The organism is Candidatus Krumholzibacteriia bacterium, from assembly GCA_035268685.1.
In the GTDB taxonomy this organism is placed as follows: Bacteria; Krumholzibacteriota; Krumholzibacteriia; order JAJRXK01; family JAJRXK01; genus JAJRXK01.
This window is the reverse complement of sequence record DATFKK010000033.1, coordinates 15,763-36,936: the sequence shown is the minus strand read 5'-3', so window position 1 is coordinate 36,936 and position 21,174 is coordinate 15,763. Positions and strand designations below refer to the sequence as shown.

Sequence of the window (21,174 nt, the reverse complement as noted above, 5' to 3'; positions counted from 1 at the left end):
CGCTTCGACTTCAACAACACGCCGACGGGGATCCGCCCGCAGAACTTCTTCGAGGAAGCCTTCTGGCCGCTGGTGAAGGGCAAGATCTTCGAGGAGGCGGCGCTCGTCTTCTGTCATCTGCTCCGCGGCGACGTCGTCGAGAGCGAGGAGCTGCCGAAGGCGACGGTCACCCGCGACGACGTGAAGAGCAACGAGGAGTGGGACGAGGTGCTCCGGGCCGCGGGATCGTCCCCGAACGTCAAGTCGATCGAACTGCCGCACCGCTGGAAGTTCGAGGCCACGAAGATCGTGCCGCAGGACTGGCGGCGCGAACTGCTGCAGCTGGTGATCGGCTCGCACGATCCGCGTCTGCAGGCCCGAGTGAACGAGATCCTGCCCGTGCACGTCTTCAACCTCTCGATCACCCGCCCCGACGTGATCGAGGCCACGCACGAGCGCATGAGCGAGGCCTTCCATCCCCACGGTGGTCCCTGGAAGCGCTCGTACATGCCGCGCACGGTGTTCGTCTTCGTCAACGGGGAGCCCGGTTTGTCTGCCGACCAGCAGCGGGCCGCCGCGCACGAGGAGGCCCATGCCGCCATGGGCGCCTACTGGACCGCGCTCGAGGGTACGCTCGATCCGAAGAAGGTCGAGAAGGCCGCCGACAACGCGCTGGTCGGCAATCCGCGGGACGTGGCCGAGCAGATGGTCGAGCGCTTCCATCCCGACGACCGTCTCATGCTGTGGTTCGACTTCTTCGACCACGACAGCCCGCGGGTGATCCGGAACATGGAGGTGTTCATGCGCGAAGTCGCGCCGCTCGTGGACGAGGCGGTGTCGCGATGAGCGGAGACGAAAAGGTCGACGAGCTCCTGCACCGACCGTGGCCGCACGAGACGCCCGAACGGCGCGACGGCAGTCACTTCTATCCCCGCAGTCCGCTGGGCGAACGGGAAGAGGGCATCGCCACCGGCCGCGACGTCGAGTGGGAACCGCTGATCGACTACCGGCGCCATGGCGTGAGCGAGACGACGATCCACGGGGCGGTCGCCTGGGCCAGCGACGAGGAGATCTTCCACTCCTTCGGCGGCAACGTGTTGTGCTACGGGCGCAGCATGATGAAGCCCGTCATGCTGAAGGTCTTCGCCGAGATCCTCGAGCCCGAGACCACGTGGGAACAGAAGGCCATCGCCGTGGCCAGCCACAACGGTAGCGCCGAGCACGTGCGCGCCGCGCAGTCGCTGCTGCCGGAGCCGGAGTGGGGCCTGATGCAGACACCCCTCGACGTCCCGCTCGTGCAGTTCGGTCGGCAGGTCCGGCGCCCGCGCCGCTGGTACAACAACTCGAGCGGACAGCACGCGGCGATCCTGAAGGGCTGCCGTCTGCGGGGCTTCAACCGCGCGGGGTACACGCTTCCGCACCACGAGTGGTTCGCCGAGTACCTCGAGTTGATCCGCCGTGACCTCGGGGCACAGTGGCAGCCCCGGCGCATGGCCCGCGACGGCGACGGCTTCCCGACCATCGCGATGACGGTCGGCGAACTGGCCAAGATCTACGCCGGTCTCGCCCTGCGGCGCGACGAGGACTGGATCTTCGAGGCCATGGTGCGCCATCCCGACCTCGTGGGCGGCTTCAACCGCCTCGACTCCACCATCCTCAAAGCCTGCGACGGCAAGGTGATCGCCAAGGAGGGCGCCGACGGATTGCTCGGCATGGCGATCGACCATCCCGACCATCCGCAGGGTCTCGGCGTGGTGGTGAAGATCGCGCACGGATGGAATCCGCGGGCCACCTGGTACATCGCCCGGGGTATCCTGGGCACGCTCGGGTTCGAACTGCGCAACCCCTACAAGCTGTACAAGCAGAAGGCGTTCCTCGTGCCGGGCGTCGTGCCGCCCGACCGGCTCGAGGCCCTGGAGGCGATCCCCACGTGGGACGACTGGGATCCCGACCGCGACCACTGGTCGTACGAGTGGAGTCGGTACGCGACCGACGGCCCGATCTCCGAGGACCCGGCCTGATCGACCGGGGCTCCAGACCGCACCCACGACCGGATGGTGGCAGGATGCACCGGATCGAGCTCGACGAGATGACGCGACGAAGAGCCCGGCGCGACGGCGGTGGGGAGGTCCGGACGTGAGCCGGCGGGTCGAGAACTACCTCGGCGGTGCCTTCGTGCCCGCGTCCGGCGGCGACCGGATCGACGACGTCGCTCCGGCCACCGGCGCCGTGGTCGCCACGATCCCGCGCAGCGGCCCGGACGACGTGGCCGCGGCGGTCACCGCCGCCACCGAGGCCGGCCGGGGACCGTGGGCCCACACCACGGTGGCCGAGCGCGCCGATCTCCTCGACGCCATCGCCGACCGGATCGAGGAGCGGCTCGACGAGCTGTCCTCGCTCGAATCCTTCGACACCGGAAAGCCGCGGTCGCTCGCGCGCAGTGTGGACATCCCGCGCGCGGTGGCGAACTTCCGCTTCTTCGCCGGCGCCGTGCGGCACCACGAGGACGGATTCCAGACCATGCCCGGCGCGATCAACTACACGCTGCGCCAGCCCGTGGGAAACGTCGCGTTGATCACACCGTGGAACCTCCCGCTCTACCTGCTGAGCTGGAAGACGGCCCCCGCGCTGGCCATGGGCAACCGGGTGATCGCCAAGCCGAGCGAACTCACGCCCCTCACCGCGAACGCCCTGGCCGAGATCGTCGACGACGTGGGACTGCCGCCGGGCGTCTTCAACGTGGTCCACGGCGTCGGTGCCGAGGTCGGCCAGGCCCTGTGCGCCGCCGACGGCGTCGGCGCGATCTCGTTCACCGGCGGTACGGCCACCGGCCGCACCGTTGCCCGCACCGCGGCCGAGGACTTCAAGAAGCTGAGCCTGGAGCTCGGTGGGAAGAACCCCACGCTGGTGTTCGCCGACAGCGACCTCGAGCGCGCCGTGGCCGGCACCGTGAAGGCCGGCTTCGCGAACCAGGGCGAGATCTGCCTGTGCGGATCGCGCGTGCTGGTGGAGCGCTCCATCCACGACGCCTTCGTCGAGCGCTTCGTCGACCGCGTGCGCGCCCTGCGGCTCGGCGATCCCGACCACGCGAAGACCCAGGTCGGTGCGCTGATCAGTGCGACGCACCGCGAGAAGGTCGAGTCGTACCTGCAGCTCGCCCGCGACGAGGGCGGGACCATCCTCTGCGGGGGCGAACGACCCCGGCTCGACGGGGAACTCTCCGGCGGATTCTTCCTCGAGCCCGCCGTGATCACCGGACTCGAGCCTTCCTGCCGCACGGCCACCGAGGAGATCTTCGGTCCCGTCGTGACCGTGCATCCCTTCGACACCGAGGACGAAGCCCTCGCGCTGGCCAACGGCGTGCGCTACGGCCTGAGCGCCAGCGTGTGGACGCGCGACCTCGACCGCGCGCACCGGGTGAGCGCGCGGCTGGAGTGCGGCATGGTCTGGGTGAACACGTGGTTGCTGCGCGATCTGCGCGTGCCCTTCGGCGGCGTGAAGGACAGCGGTGTGGGCCGCGAGGGCGGTCGCTGGTCGCTCGAGTTCTTCAGCGAGGCCCGCAACGTCTGCATCCGCCTGAACGAACGAACGGAGAGCCGATGAGTGGAGGACGCATCGTGGCCGGGGTGCTCGCCCCGCACCCGCCGCACCTGGTCTACGCCGAGAACCCCCCGCAGAACGAACCCCGCGCCGAGTGCGGGTGGGAGATGCTGCGCTGGGGCTACGAGCGCTGCCGCAGGAGCGTGCTCGCGCTCGAGCCCGACGTGTTCGTGGTCCACTCCCCGCACTGGAAGACCACCCAGGGAACGCACGTGCTCGGTGTGCCGCACTTCAGCGGGCTGAGCGTCGATCCGATCTTCCCGAACCTCTTCCGCTACCGCTACGAGATCGACGTCGACGTCGAGCTCGCCGAGGCCATCCACCATGCGATCGAAGAGGACGGCCTGGTCGCGAAGGTGATGCGCAACCCGAACTTCCGCGTGGACTACGGAACCATCGCGAGCTGCCACCTGATGAATCCGGCGTGGGACGTTCCGATCGTCGGTCTGAGCAGCAGCACGGCGTTCTACGACTTCGGCGACGACGTGGGCCACGAGGAGATGATCTCCCTCGGCCACGCCACCCGCCGCGCGATCGAACGCAGTGGCCGGCGCGCGGTGGTGCTCTCGAGCTGTTCGCTCAGCCACCGTCACTTCACGCACGAGAGCGAGACGCCCGAGGACATGAGCCGGGAGCACGTCTACCACCACGGCCAGTACCTGTGGGACATGCGCCTGCTCGATCACATGCGCCGCGGGCGCACGCGCCAGATCGCCGACGAGATGGTCGACTTCACGCGGCAGGCCACGGCCGAGACCAAGGAGGGCTCGTTGAGCTGGATGCTCGCCGCCATGGACTTCCCCACCGGGCCGGCCGAGGTGCACGCCTACGGCACGGTGATCGGAACCGGCAACGCGGTGGTCGAGTGGAACCTCGAGCGCGCGGAGGTGACGCGATGAGCGAGCCCCTCGTCGACCCGCAGATCGCCCGTGGTTACGTCGTTCCTGGCAAGCCCCACCCCTTGTTGTGTCCCGAACGCGCCGAACCCTGGCGGAAGCTGCGCGATGCCTTCGAAGCCGTGCGCCGCGAGATCGAACGCACCGAGGCCGATCTGCTGCTGCTCTACTCCACGCAGTGGCTCAGCGTGATCGGCCACCAGATCCAGGCCGACCCGAATCCCGAATGGACCCTGGTCGACCAGGAATGGCACGACCTCGGCGACATGCCCTACTCCTTCCGCATGGACGCCGACTACGCCGCGGCCTACCAGCGCACCGCCACGCGTCGCGGTCTGCACGCGCGCACGGTGGCCTACCACGGCTTCCCGATCGACACCGGAACCGTGGTCGCGCTGAAGCTGCTAAATCCCGACAGCCGCCTGCCGGCCTGCGTGGTGAGCTGCAACATGTACGCCGACCGCGCCGAGACCCTGGTGCTCGGCAAGGCTGCCCGCGACGCCCTGCGCGAACAGGGCAAGCGGGCGATCGCGATCTCGGTGACGGCGTTGAGCAATCGCATGTTCACGCGGTCGATCGAACCGTCGGAGGATCGGGTGAGCGCGATCAAGGACGACGAGTGGAACCGCAAGATCGTCGAGATCCTGGCCGAGGGCCGGCTCGAGGACGTGAGCCAGCACGCCCGTGAGTTCACCGCCCAGGCCCACGCCGACCAGAAGATGAAGGCGATCTGGTGGCTGGCGGCGCTCATGGGACAGAGCAACCGCTACGAGGGACACGTGTTCGACTACCAGCCACTGGTGGGTACCGGTGCCGCCGTGGTCGGGCTGACGCCGGCGCCGAAGAGCGCGGCCGACCTCGAGTTCGACGAGGAGGACGTGGAGGTCTTCATCGGTGATCGCAACGTGTTGAGCGGACAGGCGTCGTCGGAGCCGGACACGGCCGAACCGCGCGCGACCGGTCCGACGACGAGCGAAACGACGGCAGCGCCCACCCCGCGATCGGCCCCGGCGGGCGTGGTCCACGCCGAGAAGGCCCCGCGTCCGGTGGGCGCCTTCCCGCACGCCCGGCGGGTCGGCGATCTGCTGTTCGTCAGCGGCATGGGGCCGCGCACGCCCGGAACCGACGCCGTGCCCGGGGGCGCGGTGTGGGACGAACGCGGCGAGAAGCAGGACTACGACGTCGAGGCCCAGACCCGCGCGGTGATCGAGAATGTGCGTACCGTCCTCGAGGCGAGCGGCAGTTCGCTCGACCGGGTGATCGACGTGCAGTGCTTCCTGATCGACATGGAACGCGACTTCGAGGCCTTCAACCGGGTGTACGCCGAGTTCTTCGCCGACGTCGAGGCCACGCGGACCACGGTCGAGGTCGAGCGCCTGCCGACGCCGATCGCCGTCGAGTTCAAGGTGATCGCGCAGGCCTGAGGCCTACACCCACGTCGAGGCGCGTGGGTTCGCCGGCGCATCCGGGGGTCGGCGGTCCGCGAACGAGTGCGGGCCGGCACGCCGTCCCCGAATCGAGGTCGCCCCCTTGCCGAACCAACTCCGCTGGCCGACGAAGCTCGGTTACGGCGCGGCCGAGTTCGGGGTCGTGGCCGTCGAGACGCTCCTGCAGATCTATCTACTGAAGTTCTACAACACGGTCGTCGGGCTTCCTGCTGCCTGGACCGGTCTCGCTCTGGCCCTGGCCATCGTGTGGGATGCGGTGAGCGACCCGCTCATGGGAGGGCTGAGCGATCGCACCCGCAGCCGCTGGGGCAAACGGCGGCCGTACATCATGCCCGGCGCTCTCGCCCTGGCCGTGGGTTTCGTGCTGCTCTTCAATCCGCCGACGCTGGACGGTCACGTCTTCCAGTTCCTGTTCCTCCTGGTCACCTACGTCTTCGTGAACACGGCGATGACCGTGGTCTCGGTGCCGCACCTCGCGCTCGGCGGCGAGATCAGCTTCGATCGCGACGAGCGGACCGAGGTCTTCGGTTACAGGAGGGTGGTCTCGGTCTTCGGAAGCGTGCTCGGACTGACCCTACCGGCGATCGTGCTCGCGGCCCTGGGTGGCGGCGAGAGCCCCGCGCTGGAACAGCGATCGCGGGACCTGGCCTCGTGGCTGCTCACCGTTCCGATCGTGCTGAGCGCCGTGGTCACCGTGTACGCCACGCGTGGACTGGACCGCGTCGACGACGGGCCGCGCCAGACGATGTCGGTGCGCTCGCTGTTCCGCGGACAGCTCCAGGTTCTGCGCAACCCGGCCTTCGTACCTCTGCTGCTGGCCTTCGTGGTGGCGGCGATCGGCCGGGCGATCAACGCGTCGATCGGTCTGTACTACTACGAGTTCCGCCTGGGGCTGAGCGAGGAACGGACCGTGGGCTATGTGTTGTTGCCCTTCTTCCTGTTCTTCCTCGTGTCGATCGCGGGGTGGGTCTGGGCGTCGAAGCGCTACGGCAAACGCGTGCCGGCGCTGGTCGGTGTGGGCGGACTGGGCGTGCTGACGATCGTCGTCTATCCGCTGTTCCCGCCCGGAAGCCTGGTGGGGCCGATCGGCATGGCCTTCGTCGGCGGTCTGTTGGCCGGTGCGATCGTTCTTCTCGACTCGATGGTGGCCGACGTCGTCGACCACGACGAACTGCGCACCGGCCGCAAGCGCGAGGGGCTGTACTTCGGTGTGTGGAAGATGGGAACCAAGTTGTCGCGCGCGATTGGCCTGGGACTGGCCGGTCTCCTGCTGGGTGTGATCGGCTTCGACGAGAATGCCGTGACCCAGGGACCCGAGGTGGGGCTGCGGTTGGCCATCCTGTTCGGGCCGGTGGTCGGGTTGTTCTTCCTGGCGGGTGGTTGGGTGCTGACGCGGGCGCCCCTCACCGACGCGCGGCATCGACGCGTCCAGGAACTGCTCGTGCGCCGGCGGGCGGCACGACGGCGGCGCGAGGTCTCAGCCGGCGCGTGACAGGGCGCGCTCGAGCGCGTGCTGCCAGCGGTCCCTGGCTCCGGGGGTCCAGTTCCCGAGAACTCCGCGGTAGCATCGGCGGTGGACCACGTCGTCGACACTGCGTGCGAACTCCTGCCGCACGCAGTGCTCGACCTCGGCCATCGTGAAGGGCAATCCCGGCTCGATGCGTTCGACCCCGGCCGGATCGTCCTCGAGCAGGCGGAGGATCCGCGTGTGGCGCGCGCCGTAGGTCCCCACCAGATAGCGGAGCAGGCCGACGTCGAGCCCGTCGTACTTGTCGGTGAGCAGGTCCTCGGCCACGCGGAAGTAGTCGTTCATCGCCGGGACGGCGCCTCCCGGCAGGGGAGTGGTGGCGGTCGTGCAGCGCGTGGTGCGGCCGCGCAGGCGACGCTCCGCGGCGTCGACCACCCGTTCGGCGACCGCCCGGTAGGTCGTGTACTTCCCGCCGAGCACCCCGATCAGCCCCGGGGCGTCCTCGCGGATCTCGGCGCTGCGGGGAACGCGCCCGGTGTCGTCCTCGTCGCTGGCGCGGAGCGCCCGGACCCCGGCGAAGCGATGCAGCACCTGGTCGCGCTGCAGGGGTGGACCCTGCAGGTGGCCGCTCGTCGCGCGGAGCAGGTAGTCGATCTCCTCCTCGGTCGGCTCGACGGTGTCGGGATCGAGGTGTTCGGCCTCGGTGGTGCCGATCAGCGACCGGCCCTTGAACGGGAGCACGAAGAACACGCGCCCGTCCTCGCGCGCGGTGAGGATCAGCGCGTGGCCGCGGGTGAGGGGGGGGACGACGACGTGGGTCCCGCGGCTCAGGCGCAGCCGCGCGGGCCGGGCCAGATCCTGGGCCGAGGCGATCCGGTCGTACCACGGACCGGCTGCGTTCACGACCAGGCGGGCACGGACCGACGTCACGTCCCCGGTCGAGCCGCGGACACGCACTCCGGCCACGGTTCCACCGTGCACGATCAGGCCGGTGACCTCGCTCCGGGTGTGGATGCGGGCTCCGTTCTCGGCGGCGTCGATCGCGTTCTCGACGCAAAGGCGCGCGTCGTCCATCTGCGCGTCGACGTAGCGATAGGCTCCGCGGAGCGAGGGCGCGTCCAGCGCCGGTTCCGCTTCGAGCGCGCGCGCGCGGTCGAGCCAGCGGTGACGTTCGATCGAGCGGCGGCCCGCGAGGAGATCGTACAGCCACAGGCCGGGGCCCAGTTGCCATCGACTCCACCGCGAGCCCTCGGACACAGGCGCGAGGAAGGGCAGAGGCCGCACGAGGTGCGGCGCAGTCCTCAGTAGACGGTGGCGCTCGTGCAGGGCTTCGTGGACCAGGCCGAACTGGAACTGTTCGAGGTATCGCAGTCCGCCATGGGCCAGTTTGCTGCTGGCGCTGCTCGTGCCGTTCCCGAGATCCGCGCGTTCGTAGAGGGCCACCCGCAGTCCGCGCCGGGCCGCGTCCCGTGCGATCCCGGTGCCGTGGATGCCGCCACCGACCACGACGAGGTCGAGCGGGTCGACACCGTTCATCGCCGATCCGCTCCGTCGAGCCAGGCGCGCAGGGCGCCGACGTCGTTCGTGCACCAGGCGGTGCGTGCGCCGGCGGTCCAGAGCCGATCGAAGTCCGGGCGCCGGTCGACCGTCCATGCCCACAGCGGCAGGTGGACGGCCGCGCAGGACTCGACGAGCGCCGCGTCGATCCGTTCGTGCAGGACGCTGTAGGCGTGGAGGGAGTCGCGTTCGTGGTCGGTGAGTCGGCCGAGCGACTGCGGGTCGGCCGCGATCAGCACCGTGGGCCGGCCGGCGTCGAGGCAACGCCGGACCACCGCCGGGTCGAAGCTCGCCAGGACATGGGGTCCGTCGCGATCGATCCGCTCGATACAGGCGTCGGTGAGAGCGCGTCGATGCTCTCCGTCGCGGACCTCGTCATCCGGCTTGATCTCGACGTACAGCGGGCAGGTGCCGTCCAGATCTGCGAGGACCGCGTCGAGGCTGGGAACGAGTCCGTCTTCGGCCCGACCGAACTCGTCGGCAAGAACTTGCAATGTCGTGAGTTCGTCGAGCGTGAGGTCGCCCGCCCGGCCCGCGCGACCCGTCAGGCGGGCGAGATCGGAGTCGTGGAAGACGAAGGGAACGCCGTCGGCACTGCGCCGGACGTCGAGTTCGATCCGGTCGGCGCCGCGTTCCACGGCCCGGCGGAAGGCTCGCAGGGTGTTCTCGGGCGCGTGGGCGCTGTCTCCACGGTGTGCGATGACCTCGGGCACGACCGGGACCTCCGCTCCGGCCGTTCCGGAGCCTCGCGGGGAATCGACATCACACCTGCAATCCGCACGCCGTCAACGATGGTGTACACTCCGCGGCCGATCAAGGACTCGCAGCGACGGAGGGACGCCCGTGCGCCTGGGCATCGTCGCCGACATCCACGGGAATGCCAGCGCGCTCGACGCGGTGCTCGCCGATGGGCGGGAGGCCGATGTCGATCGTTGGATGTGTCTGGGAGACGTGATCGGCTACGGGCCCGATGCGAGCGCCTGCCTGCGGCGCCTGCGCGAGTTCGACGTGGCGTGTCTGCAGGGCAACCACGAGGCGCGCCTGCTGGGATTGCCGACGGGACCCTTCAATCCGATGGCCGAGGCCGCGATCGAGTTCTGTCGGCGGACGCTCGATGCCCGGGACCGCGAGCAGATCCAGCACTTTCCCACGCGCATCCGATGGGACGACGAAGTCCTGTTCTGCCACGGTTCGCCGGAAGACCGCGACGAGTACCTCCTGGTCGAGACCCGCGTGCGTGCGCTCGTCGCCGAGCAGAGCACGTGGCTGGTCTTCTGCGGCCACACCCACCAGCAGTTCGTGTTCGACGGGGAGCGCACGGTCGACCGCCCCGGGACCCGGGACCTGGAGCGGTCGCGGCGCTACCTGGTGAACCCGGGGAGCGTGGGCCAACCGCGTGACGGTGATCCGCGCGCCGCCTATGCGCTCCTGGACTTCGAGAACGCGAGCTTGCAGTTGCGAAGGGTTCCGTACGACGTGGACGCCCAGGTTCGGCGGACTCGCGAGGCCGGACTGCACACCTATCTGGGCGATCGACTGCGGCAGGGATGGTGACATGAACACTCCGACGCCGAAGATCCTCGCCTCACTGCGGTCCGCCGACCGGACCGATCTCGACGGTGAATTGCGCAGGCTCACCGAGGCCGGCATCGACGGTCTGCACGTCGACGTCATGGACGGCTCCTTCGTCGACGAATCGTGGTTCGATCCGGACTTCGTGGCCGGGCTCCGGTCCAGGACCCGATTGATGATCGATGTCCATCTCCTGGCGGAGGACCCCGCATCGCTGGTCGACGACTACGCCCGCGCCGGAGCGGACCGGATCGCCTTCCACCTCGAAGTGACCGACACGCCGGGCTCGCTGATCGAAGCCATCCGGGCGGCGGGGACGCAGCCGGGGCTCGTTCTGCTTCCGTCGACACCCGTCGAGGACGCCTTCGGCCTGCTGGCCGATCTGGCCGTGATCAATCCGCTCGGCGTCGATCCGACACGCGGCCTGGGATTCCAGGAGACGACCTTCGAACGAATCGGACGGATCGTGGCAGAACGCGCACGCCGGGGTGTGGCCTGCACGGTGCAGGCCGACGGGGGGGTCTGGGAGAAGACGCGCGATGGGCTCGTGGCCGCGGGTGCCGACGAGCTCGTGGGCGGCTACCCGATCTTCTCGAAGGAAGATTATGCCGTGGGGATCGGTGCTCTGCGGAGCGGCGACTGACCGAGACCCGGCGACTGACCGAGACCCGGCGACTGACCGCGACCCGGGGGCAAAGAGGAGCGGGAGCAGGGTCCCCTGCTCCCGCGATCCGGCGGCTAACCACGTCCTCCGGAAACTCGTGGTGCTCGTCGTGGCCGGCCGACGGAGCGTCTCGAAGAGGTGGTTCCGAGTGGCGGCAGCCTGGATGCTGGCCCTGGCCATTGCCTCGGTGGAATCGACTCCGTTCTATCCACCGCGAGAGGCCAGCGTCCCACCGCCCGAGAGAATACGATTAAGGTGCCCCACGCCCCCCGAATCGTACGCACTGAGCGGGGTGCCAGGGGAGTCGCTGGATCGGGGCAAGCCCCTTTCGTGACGACTCTTGTCCCTTCACCACCCGGAACCACACCCATTCATACTTTACTTTTCGGAGTAATGCAAGTTTCATCTGCACGAATTCACCGATCGGTGAAGTCCCATCCCGGAATTGCGCGAGAGGCGGATTTCGGGCCCGCGGAGGCCACTTCGGGCCTCCTGGTCCCGGGTCGGCGCGAGCGCGAGGCCATCGGCGCATGAGCTCGAACCCGTTCCGCTTCGGGGCCCCCGTCGAGGGCCAGCGCCTGATCGGGCGGGACGGGGAGCGCGCCGAACTCCTGCGCGCGCTCGGCGAGGGTCGCAGCCTGGCCCTCACCGCCGCGCGGGGCATGGGCAAGACCAGCCTGTTGCTCGCCGTGCTCGACGAGTGGCGGGCGTCGGGCCGACACGCGATCTACGTCGACCTCTTCCCCGCGATCAACACGCGTCGATTCGCGGAGATCTACGCCAGCTCCCTGGCTCTCGAGCCGTCGCGGTCGGTCGAGAGCATGCAAGAGGCAGTCCAGCAACTGGTCCCGTCGTTCATGCCCCGAGTGACCATCACCGGCAGCGGCAAGCCCGGTCTGCAGCTCGACCTCTGGGACCGCGACCGCGACATCCAGCGACTTCTGGAGCGGATCCTCGACGCCCCCGGTGAGCTGGCCCAGAAGACCGACGCGCCCCTGGTGGTCGTTCTGGACGACTTCGAGGACTTCGCCGGCGTCGCCGAGGCCTCGCTGAAGCAGGCCCTCGCGCAGTCCATCAGACGGCAGCGGAATGTCGCCTACGTGTTCGTCCTCCGCAAGGAGCCGACGGCGCGAGGCCTCTTCGCCCAGGCCAAGAGCCCGTTCCACCGGTTGGCCGAACCCGTCGTCCTCGATCCCGTACCCGACCAGGCGCTGGTGCTCGGCCTGGAGGAGAGGATGCGCGAGGCCGGTGTACGCGCCGAGGTCGACCTGCTCTTCCGCCTCGTCGACCTGGCGGATCACGCGCCCCACTATGTGCTGCTCCTTGCTCATTCGCTGTACGAGGCATCGCGTGAGGCGGGAATCGCCGGGGAATCCGAGCTGAAGGAAGCCCTCGAGCATGTGCTCGGAGTGAGCGGATACGGCTATCGTTTCGTCTGGGACCAGCTTTCGTTGCATCAGCGGAATCTGGTTCTCGCGATCGCGCAGGGTTACACCGAGCGGCTTCACAGCCAGCGGATCGTCTTCCAGCTCGGACTGGGATCGCCGAGTACGGTGAGCAAGAACCTGAGGGTGCTCGCCGACCGCGAGATCCTGCAGAAGACCGACACCGCGGTGCGCTTCGTGGATCCCTTCTTCGGGCAGTGGTTGCGGCGGCGGATGACCTGAGTTGCCGAGCGGGCGACCCGTTGAGACCTTGGAAGCCCGCTCATCCCCCTGCCGAAAGCGAAGTCATGACCACGACGTTCCGTCTGGCCGGCTTGCTGGCCATGGTGTTGGCCGCACCCACGCTCGCCGACGACCACGGCACCGTCGCCGAGCTACCTCGCGAGCATGCCCCGGCCGAGGGCGAGACGTTCTTCTCGACGCTGACGCAGCTCACCGACGGCGGCGAGAATGCGGAGGCCTACTTCTCGTTCGACAGCGAGCAGCTGATCTTCCAGTCGACCCACGGAGAGTGGGAGTGCGACCAGATCTTCACGATCGGTGTCGACGGTTCGGACATGCAACTGGTCTCGACGGGCAAGGGCCGGACGACCTGCGCCTATTTCCTGCCGGGCGACGACCGGATCGTCTACAGCTCGACCCATCACCACGACCCGGACTGTCCCGAGCCGCCCGACATGTCCCGGGGCTATGTCTGGGGCCTGCATCCCGAATTCGACGTGTTCGTCGCCAACGCCGATGGCAGCGATCCGCAGCCCCTGACCACCGAGTGGGGCTACGACGCAGAGGCGACCGTGTCGCCGATGGGTGACCGGATCGTGTTCACCTCGGTCCGCGACGGCGACCTCGACATCTACAGCATGAACCTCGATGGCAGCGACGTCCGTCGGCTCACCGACGACCTCGGCTACGACGGGGGGCCGTTCTACTCGGCGGACGGGACGAAGATCGTCTACCGGGCGCATCGTCCCGAGACCGACGAGGAGATCGCCGACTACCAGCGCCTGCTCGAGCAGAACCTGATCCGGCCGAGCCGACTCGAGGTCTACGTCATGAACGCCGACGGAACCGACGAGCGGCAGGTCACCGACCTCGACTCGGCCGCGTTCGCGCCCTTCTTCCATCCTTCGGGCGAGAAGATCGTGTTCAGCACGAACTATCCGGAGAGGGGACGCGAGTTCGACCTGTTCGTCGTGAACGTCGACGGCACCGGCCTCGAGCGGGTCACGAACTCGCCCGGATTCGACGGCTTCCCGATGTTCGCACCCGACGGTGAGACGTTCGTCTTCGCGTCGAACCGGCACAATTCGAAGCGCGGCGAGACGAACGTCTTCGTGACTCGTTGGAAGGAATAAGCTTCCGGGCGCTACTCGTCGACCATCCAGGTCAGGCTGCGCGCGCGCTCGATCCACCGGTCCACGGTGGCGGCATCGATGGTGTCGCCGCCCTGGGCCCGGATCCCGGCGAGCAGGTCGAGGCTGCTGGCTCCCGCCAGATCGCGGAGGTCGCCGATGCCGGTGGCGGCTAGAATCCGCAAGTCATGAGATCGTAAACCAATACGGGCAAGGTCGGCCTGGTGGACAATCTGCGCGAGTGCGTGCCCTTCCATGCGCATGCTCGTGGCCAGCGACCTGCGGTGACGGGCCAGGCCGGCCTTGCGGAGCAGGTCGAGGTTCGTGCGGACACCGACGAGCGCCAGGCGCTCGGTGATGTCGTTCGGAATGCCGACGATCTCGGTCAGGGGCTTCTCGAAGCCAGGATCCTCGTCGGGGGGCGCGGCGGGGTCGAAGATCCGCAGCGGTCCGGAGGCCTGGGCGGGCAGATCGCGACTCTCGCGCGCCTGTTCGCGCGCGACGGCCGGGTCCCGCGGAGTCGCGTGGCTGGTGCCGTCGTCGTTGCGTTCCCGGGCGCGCCGGCGCTCCAGTTCGAGCAGCCGATCGACCGTCTCGTCGAGCGACTTCTGGAGCGCCCGGTTCCTCTCCCGCAGGGTGTCGAGCTCTCGGGCGTGGTCGTCGCGCTCCCGGCGGAGGCGTGCCACCTGGCTGCGCAGGGTCGACAGGGTCTGCTCGGTCGCCGCATCGGCACCGGCCGGAGTCTTCGGCATGGCGATCCTCGGTTCCTGGGACGGGCCGGGCGGTCTCGTTCGCCGCCGGGGACCCGGGGAGCCGATCGGGTCGGCCACGCTGCTTGCATCGATCGTTCCGGAATCGGGAATGGGATCGCCGCGGCGGTCCGCCTGGTCCTCGCAGCGCCCTCGCGTATCGTGTCGCTCCATCCCCCACGCCGACCCGGAGACCCGGCCTTGAGCCTCCTGACCCTGCAATCGCTGGAATTCGACTACGCCGGCCACACCGTGCTCGACGGCGTGAACCTGACCGTACACCCGGGCGAACGGTACGGCCTGGTCGGGGTGAACGGCGCGGGCAAGTCCACGCTGCTGCGCCTGATCCACGGCGAAATCGAACCGAAGCGCGGACGGATCGAGCGCAGCGGGCGCGTGCGGGTGGGCACCCTCGAGCAGGACACGCGGCTCGACTCGGATCGGCCCCTGCGCGAGGCGGTCCGGGAGGAGGCCTTCGGCGAACTCCTCGCGATCGAGGCGGAGCTCTCCCGCCTGTCGGAGCGCATGGGGGCGGGCGAGGACGACCCCGCGTTGATCGAGGAGTACGGTCGGTTGCACGAGGAGTTCGAGCGCAGCGACGGCTACACAATGGAGTCGCGCGTGAACGCCGCGCTGCAGGGACTGGGCTTCGCGCCCGATCGCCTCGACCAGCCGGTCTCGCAACTGAGCGGTGGGCAGAAGCGCCGCGCCGCGCTCGCGGCACTGCTGCTCGCCCCCTTCGACATCATTCTCGTCGACGAGCCGACCAATCACCTCGATCTCGAGGCCCGCGAGTGGCTCGAGGCGCACCTGCGCGACCGCCGCGGTGCGATGATCGCCATCAGCCACGACCGCGCCTTCCTCGACAACGCCACCGAGTCCACGTTGCACCTGGTCAACGGAAAGCTCCATCGGTTCCAGGGCGCCTACACGAAGTTCACGCGAGCCTGGGCCGAGCAGAAGGAGCAGTGGGAAGAACAGTACGAGCGCCAGCAACAGCGCATCGCGAAGACCGAGGCCTACATCCGCAAGAACATCGCCGGTCAGCGCACCAACCAGGCCAAGAGCCGGCGCAAGCAGTTGGCTCGGCTCGAGCGCATGGAGGCGCCACCCAACGAGGGACGCAAACTGCGCATGCGGATCGAGCCCGCGCGCGAGAGCGGCGCGGTGGTGCTCGAAGCCCACGATCTCGCCCTGCGCTTCGGCGAGCTCAGCCTGTTCGAGCAGCTCGACCTGCAGGTCCTGCGTGGCGAGAAGGTCGGGATCCTCGGCCCCAACGGAACCGGCAAGACCTCACTGTTGCGTGTCCTGACGCGCGAGACCACGCCGAGCGCCGGCCGGCTGGTCTTCGGTTCGAACGTGGATCTGGGTTACTACGACCAGGATCTCCGGCTCGTCAGCGATTCCAACACCGTGCTCCGAGAGATCCACCAGATGGATCCGCTGATGTCCGAGGGCGACGTGCGGAGCATGCTCGGGGCCTTCGCCTTCTCCGGCGACATGATCGAGCAGGAGGTCCGCACGCTCAGCGGCGGCGAGCGCGCGCGGCTGTCGCTGCTGAAGCTGATCCTCGAGCGCCACAACACGCTGCTGCTCGACGAGCCGACCAACCATCTCGACACCGACACGCGCGAAGCTCTCGAGGAAGCCCTGGTGGGCTACCCGGGCACGCTGATCGTGGTCAGCCACGACCGCTACTTCCTCAACCGCATCTGCAACCGGATCTGGGCATTCCAGAGCGTGGCCGGCGGAGGCACCGGCGGCGTGCGCCAGTTCCTGGGCAACTACGACGACTACCGGTACCGGTTGCAGAGCGAACGTGAGGCGGGAGCCACTTCGGCCCCACGGCCGCCCGAGGCGGCACCCGCGGTGGCCGTCGCGCCCGCCCAGGTCGAGGTCGGTGCGCGTACCAAGCGTCAACTGTCGAAGAACGAACTGAAGAGGATCCGCCGCGAGATCGCCGACCTCGAAGAGGAGGTCGGGCTGCTCGAGACTTCGATCGACCTCGCGGGCGAGGAGATGAGCAGTGGGGCGCTCGCCGGCGACGACATGGCACGGGCGGCCGCACGCGTGCAGGAGCAGCAGCACGAACTCGAGCAGAAGATGGCCCGCTGGGAGGAGCTCAACGCCGTGATGGAGCGCGAGCGGGGTTAGGCGCTGCGCTCGGCGACACGGCCCCGGGCCGTCGCCGATGGGGGTCGACCCGGGGGCCTGGTCCAGCGTCCGGTGTTAGACTGTCGGCAAGACCGCTCGACCCGAACCGCAACCGCAGGAGTTCCTTGGAGACCCGGAAGCAATCCAGACACGAGAAGCGCGACGAGCACGGCTTCTATCGTCCTCGCGAAGAAGCCGTCACCGAGCGCGCACTGCTCGTGGGCGTCCACCTGATCGCCACCCGCCCCGGTGGTACGCAGCACCTGGCCGACCTCGACGAGTTGCAGCGCCTGGCCGAGACGGCCGGCGCCGACGTCGTCGGCCGCATGGAGCAACGGCGCAACGCCGCCGACGCGCGCAGTCTGATCGGCAAGGGCAAGGCCGACCAGCTGAAGGACATGGTCGAGACCCTCGAGGCGAACCTGGTGGTGGTGGACAACGACCTCACCCCGGCCCAGGGACGCAACCTCGAGAAGCACCTCGGCGTGAAGACCATCGACCGCACCGAGCTGATCCTCGACATCTTCGCCCGCCACGCCCGCACTCGGCAGTCGCGCCTGCAGGTGAGCCTGGCCCAGTACGAGTACCTGCTGCCGCGCCTGGCGAAGATGTGGAAGCATCTCGAGCGGCAGGCCGGTGGTATCGGCACGCGCGGCCCGGGCGAGACCCAGATCGAGACCGACCGCCGCATCATCCGCAATCGCATCACGCAGATGAAGCGCGACCTGCGGCGCATCGAGCAGCAGATGCGCACGCAGCACAAGAAGCGAGGCAGCGCCTTCCGCGTGGCCCTGGCCGGCTACACGAACGCCGGCAAGAGTTCGCTGATGAACCGGCTGACCGAGGCCGGGGTCTACGTGCGCGACGAACTCTTCGCCACGCTCGACGCCACCACGCGTCGTGTCGAGACACCCGACCAGCACGCCTTCCTGCTCACCGACACCGTCGGCTTCGTGCGCAACCTGCCGCACCATCTCGTCGACAGCTTCAAGTCCACGCTCAGCGAGGTGGCCGAGGCGAACCTGCTGCTGCACGTGGTCGACGCCGGTGACGACGATCTCGAGGGCCGGATCGAGGCCGTGGACGAGGTGCTCGACTCCCTCGACCTCGACGAGGAGCAGGAGCGCTGGCTGGTGTTCAACAAGGCCGACACCATCGACACCCCGGTGCGCGACCACCTGGCCCGCCTCTACCCGCACGCGGTGTTCACGAGCGCGCGCAGTGGCGACGGCCTCGACGACCTGCTCGAGGAGATGACCGCGCGGTTGCGCCGCGAGGAGCGCCACATGATCGTGCGCGTGCCGAGCAGCAACGGTCGGACGCTGTCACGGTTGTACGAGATCAGCGACGTCCAGGACGTGGTCTACGAGAACGGCGCGGCCATCGTCACCCTGCGCGTCGACCGCGAGAACTACGGCCGGGTGGGCAAGCTCGACGGCCTGACCGTGGTCGAGGTGCGCAGCCGCGGGTGAGGGTGGTGCCGCCCAGGGATTTCCTGGAACATCGGGCGCAGGATCTGCGTGTACACCACGTGCCAGAAAATTAGCGGCCCCGCCGCTTCCTCGTGCCCCGGAGGATCCGATCCCGTGGAACTGCGCTCCGCCCTGGCGGCCGTCGCCCTGATCGCGACCGTCGCCCACGCCCAGCCGCCTGTCGTCGACAACCCCTCGACGCCCCCCGCCGGCCGCACCGCGCGCGACGCCACCGAACTCTGGCGGGTGGGCGGCTACGACGAGGACTTCCTGTTCGGAATCGTCGGCTCCGCCGCCGTGGCCGGCGACGGCACCACCTATCTGCTCGACGAGCAACTGTCCGAGATCACCGCCATCGACCCCGACGGTCGGGTGGTCGCCACCTTCGGGCGGGCGGGCGAGGGCCCGGGCGAGATGGACCAGGGGCGGGGCATCATGATGCTCCCGGGTGGCCGTGTGGGTGTGCTGAACATGCGCCCGCCGAAGCTGATCACCTACGACGCCGCCGGCACGCCGGCCGGAGACGTGAGCCTCGTGGGCAACGAGGGCTTCCACTTCGCGATCGCGGCCACCGCTGCCGGCGATCGGGTGGTGGTGCAGACCGCGTCGACGACCATCCGCGAGACGACCCAGGTCAGCGAGAACGCGCTGCGGGCCGTCGATCCGGCCACCGGGGAGTTCGTCGTCGACTACCTGATCCACTCCGAAGAGCGCGACCGCCTGGGCAGCGGGGGCGACGTGGTCATCACCATCGGCAGTCCCGACTTCGTCGGTGACTGGGCGCTCGCTGCCGACGGAACCCTCTACGCCGTGCGCGACCCCGACGACTACGCGATCGAGGTGCGCGACGCCCGGGGCGAGCACGTCCGGACCATCCGCCGTGCCTTCGAGCGGGTGCCCCGGCAGGAAGAGGACGTCGAGCGCGACATGGCCCAGCGGCGGGCCATGGCCGAGCGCACCGGCGGGTCCTTCGACCCGGACACCGTCGACACCCTCGAACCGGCGATCGTCGACGTGTTCGCGCGGCCGGACGGCGAGCTCTGGGTGTTGCCGGGCGAGGGCCTGGCGATCGAGGACCCCGAGGTCGTGGGGGTCTTCGACGTCTTCGACCGCCAGGGCCGTTTCGTGCGCCAGGTCGAGCTGCGGGCGCCCTACGATCGTGCGACCGACCGTATGACGCTGCAGGGCGATGCACTGGTCGTGTTCGAGGACCTCGTGGGCGCTCGTGGCGGGGGGATGATGATCATGGGCGATGCGGTGGAGCAGGAAGAGGACGACGAGGAAGCCGACCCTCTCGCGATCGCCCGGTACCGCATCTGAAACGCGTGCAACCGACGCAGGGCCGAGGTCGTAGACTGCACCCGGGCCCGGAGGGGATTCCGGACCCGTCCCCGCCGCGGCACGCTCCCGCGGCGTTTCCGCCCACACAGGAGTCCGCTCCCATGAATGCTCTCTCGCGCCCGATCCTGCTGTCCGGCCTGGCGCTCGCCGTCTTCTGCCTGGTCCCGACCCTGTCCACCGCCGCCGACTGGAAGGGCCGACAGGAAACCGTCGACGGCGTCGTCCAGGTCCACAATCCGGCCGAGGCCATCGACCCCGCCATGACCATCGAAATGGAAGAGGTCTTCCGCCTGGGCGGATGGGACGGGGGCGACGACGAGTTCTTCGGCATCATCACCGACATCGCCGTCGGCGAGCAGGGCAACCTGTACGTGCTCGACGCGCAGCTGCACGAAGTGAAGATCTACGACGCGCAGGGGAACTACCTGAACACCATCGGCCGCGAGGGCGAAGGTCCCGGAGAGTTCCGCGGCGGAACCAACCTGTTCTGGCTGCCGAGTGGTGATCTGGCGGTGGTGCAGGCCTTCCCGGCGCGCATCGTCACGCTGAAGCCCGACGGCACGCCCGGCGCCGACTTCGAGCTGGAGACGCCCGAGGGCGCGGGATTCATGATGGTGCAGGCGATCCACGAGGCCGGTGAGAACCTGGCCGTGACCTACTCGTTCCGCGAGTTCGACCAGGAGTCGCAGGAGTTCGTGGCCACCACCTGGCTGTCGATCTTCGACCCCACGAGCGGGGCGGAGGTCGAACGTCTCCACAACCACGTGGGGGGCATGGACTTCAAGAACCCCGTGGTGAGCGAGACGAGCTTCGACAACTTCAGCCAGCGCGTGGCCGTCTCCGCCGACGGCATGATCTACGCGCCGGACGACCTCACCGATTACCGGATCCTGGCCTGGAACCCCGATGGCACGCTCCAGCGCGTGATCACGCGCGAGTACGCGGTCCACGAGCGCACGCAGGAAGAAATCGACGAGTTGCTCGAGATCTATCGCGGCTTCACGCCGCAGGGGCAGGTCCCGCCGAACACGAAGTTCGAGGTGAACGACGTCCATCCGGCGATCGACCGCGAGGGTCTCCACACCCGCCCCGACGGCAGCCTGTGGGTGATGACCTCGCGCGGGTCGATGGAGGCCGGGGACGTGTCGCTGGGCACCTTCGACGTCTACGATCCCCGCGGCCGCTTCGTGCGCCGTGCCACGCTGAACGGCCAGTGCGACAACATGGACGACCGGATCATGTTCGTCGGCGACCGGATCTTCGTGGTGACCGAGTTCATCAGCTCGGCCATGGCGGCGCAGGGCGGTGGCGCCGGGGCGGCCATGGACGAGGGCGAAGAGGACGCCGAACCGATGGCGATCATCTGCTATCGTTCCTCGGACCTCGACCGCGCCGCCGGGATCCCCGATCGTCCGGCCGATTCCCGCTGAGCGGAGCGGATCCGAAGTCCCGATTCCGACGAAGGGGCGAACGTGCC

At 68.9% G+C, this 21,174-nt stretch carries 17 protein-coding genes; 14 read left to right on the top strand and 3 right to left on the bottom strand.

Translation table 11 applies throughout. From position 1 onward, the window contains the following. The 6 genes from VKA86_03290 to VKA86_03265 all read left to right on the top strand — a co-directional run. On the top strand, positions 1–825 hold an 825-nt coding region (locus VKA86_03290), incomplete at its 5' end, for a luciferase (protein HKK70214.1). Further along, the gene (locus tag VKA86_03285) at positions 822–2,000 is read left to right on the top strand and encodes an asparaginase (protein ID HKK70213.1); all 1,179 of its coding nucleotides are present in this window, start codon (positions 822–824) and stop codon (positions 1,998–2,000) included. The genes VKA86_03290 and VKA86_03285, both read left to right, overlap by 4 nt. 115 nt (positions 2,001–2,115) lie before the next feature. Beyond that, positions 2,116–3,582 carry an aldehyde dehydrogenase gene (locus tag VKA86_03280; GenBank protein ID HKK70212.1) on the top strand — a complete coding sequence of 489 codons (1,467 nt, stop codon included), beginning with the start codon at positions 2,116–2,118 and terminating at the stop codon, positions 3,580–3,582. Continuing rightward, entirely contained in the window at positions 3,579–4,478 is a 900-nt protein-coding gene (locus VKA86_03275; protein HKK70211.1) for a tRNA U-34 5-methylaminomethyl-2-thiouridine biosynthesis protein, read from the top strand. Before VKA86_03280 ends, VKA86_03275 begins: the two co-directional genes overlap by 4 nt. After that, entirely contained in the window at positions 4,475–5,899 is a 1,425-nt protein-coding gene (locus VKA86_03270; protein HKK70210.1) for a Rid family hydrolase, read from the top strand. The genes VKA86_03275 and VKA86_03270 overlap by 4 nt, the downstream gene beginning before the upstream one ends. 106 nt (positions 5,900–6,005) lie before the next feature. Further along, complete coding sequence (locus VKA86_03265; protein HKK70209.1) at positions 6,006–7,415, top strand: MFS transporter; 1,410 nt, start codon at positions 6,006–6,008, stop codon at positions 7,413–7,415. Here the strand turns inward: VKA86_03265 and glpD are convergent. Both glpD and VKA86_03255 read right to left on the bottom strand, forming a co-directional pair. Beyond that, positions 7,401–8,927, bottom strand: coding sequence for a glycerol-3-phosphate dehydrogenase (gene glpD / locus VKA86_03260; GenBank protein ID HKK70208.1), 1,527 nt, complete (start codon positions 8,925–8,927; stop codon positions 7,401–7,403). The two genes, VKA86_03265 and glpD, sit on opposite strands and share 15 nt — an antisense overlap. Further along, positions 8,924–9,661 (bottom strand): glycerophosphodiester phosphodiesterase, encoded by a 738-nt coding sequence (locus tag VKA86_03255; GenBank protein ID HKK70207.1) that lies wholly within the window; start codon positions 9,659–9,661, stop codon positions 8,924–8,926. The genes glpD and VKA86_03255 overlap by 4 nt, the downstream gene beginning before the upstream one ends. A gap of 130 nt (positions 9,662–9,791) precedes the next feature. Here VKA86_03255 and VKA86_03250 point away from each other — a divergent pair, with 130 nt between their 5' ends. The 4 genes from VKA86_03250 to VKA86_03235 all read left to right on the top strand — a co-directional run bounded on the left by VKA86_03250 (position 9,792) and on the right by VKA86_03235 (position 13,984). After that, positions 9,792–10,502, top strand: coding sequence for a metallophosphoesterase family protein (locus VKA86_03250; protein ID HKK70206.1), 711 nt, complete (start codon positions 9,792–9,794; stop codon positions 10,500–10,502). Between the two features lies 1 nt (position 10,503). Further along, entirely contained in the window at positions 10,504–11,163 is a 660-nt protein-coding gene (locus VKA86_03245) for a ribulose-phosphate 3-epimerase (GenBank protein HKK70205.1), read from the top strand. A 551-nt stretch (positions 11,164–11,714) separates the two neighbouring features. Further along, complete coding sequence (locus VKA86_03240; protein ID HKK70204.1) at positions 11,715–12,851, top strand: ATP-binding protein; 1,137 nt, start codon at positions 11,715–11,717, stop codon at positions 12,849–12,851. A gap of 65 nt (positions 12,852–12,916) precedes the next feature. Next, complete coding sequence (locus VKA86_03235; protein HKK70203.1) at positions 12,917–13,984, top strand: hypothetical protein; 1,068 nt, start codon at positions 12,917–12,919, stop codon at positions 13,982–13,984. 11 nt (positions 13,985–13,995) lie between these two features. Here VKA86_03235 and VKA86_03230 read toward each other — a convergent pair whose 3' ends face one another. Then, positions 13,996–14,733 carry a DUF4332 domain-containing protein gene (locus VKA86_03230; GenBank protein ID HKK70202.1) on the bottom strand — a complete coding sequence of 246 codons (738 nt, stop codon included), beginning with the start codon at positions 14,731–14,733 and terminating at the stop codon, positions 13,996–13,998. Positions 14,734–14,931: 198 nt separating this feature from the next. Between VKA86_03230 and VKA86_03225 the strand changes: the two genes are divergently transcribed. The 4 genes from VKA86_03225 (at position 14,932) to VKA86_03210 (ending at position 21,127) form a co-directional block, all read left to right on the top strand. Beyond that, positions 14,932–16,884 carry an ABC-F family ATP-binding cassette domain-containing protein gene (locus VKA86_03225; GenBank protein HKK70201.1) on the top strand — a complete coding sequence of 651 codons (1,953 nt, stop codon included), beginning with the start codon at positions 14,932–14,934 and terminating at the stop codon, positions 16,882–16,884. Between the two features lie 125 nt (positions 16,885–17,009). Beyond that, the gene (gene hflX, locus VKA86_03220) at positions 17,010–18,356 is read left to right on the top strand and encodes a GTPase HflX (GenBank protein HKK70200.1); all 1,347 of its coding nucleotides are present in this window, start codon (positions 17,010–17,012) and stop codon (positions 18,354–18,356) included. Positions 18,357–18,470: 114 nt separating this feature from the next. Beyond that, positions 18,471–19,676: a hypothetical protein gene (locus VKA86_03215; GenBank protein ID HKK70199.1), complete on the top strand. Its 1,206-nt coding sequence runs from the start codon at positions 18,471–18,473 to the stop codon at positions 19,674–19,676. Positions 19,677–19,798: 122 nt separating this feature from the next. Next, entirely contained in the window at positions 19,799–21,127 is a 1,329-nt protein-coding gene (locus VKA86_03210; GenBank protein ID HKK70198.1) for a 6-bladed beta-propeller, read from the top strand. Positions 21,128–21,174: the final 47 nt, after the last annotated feature.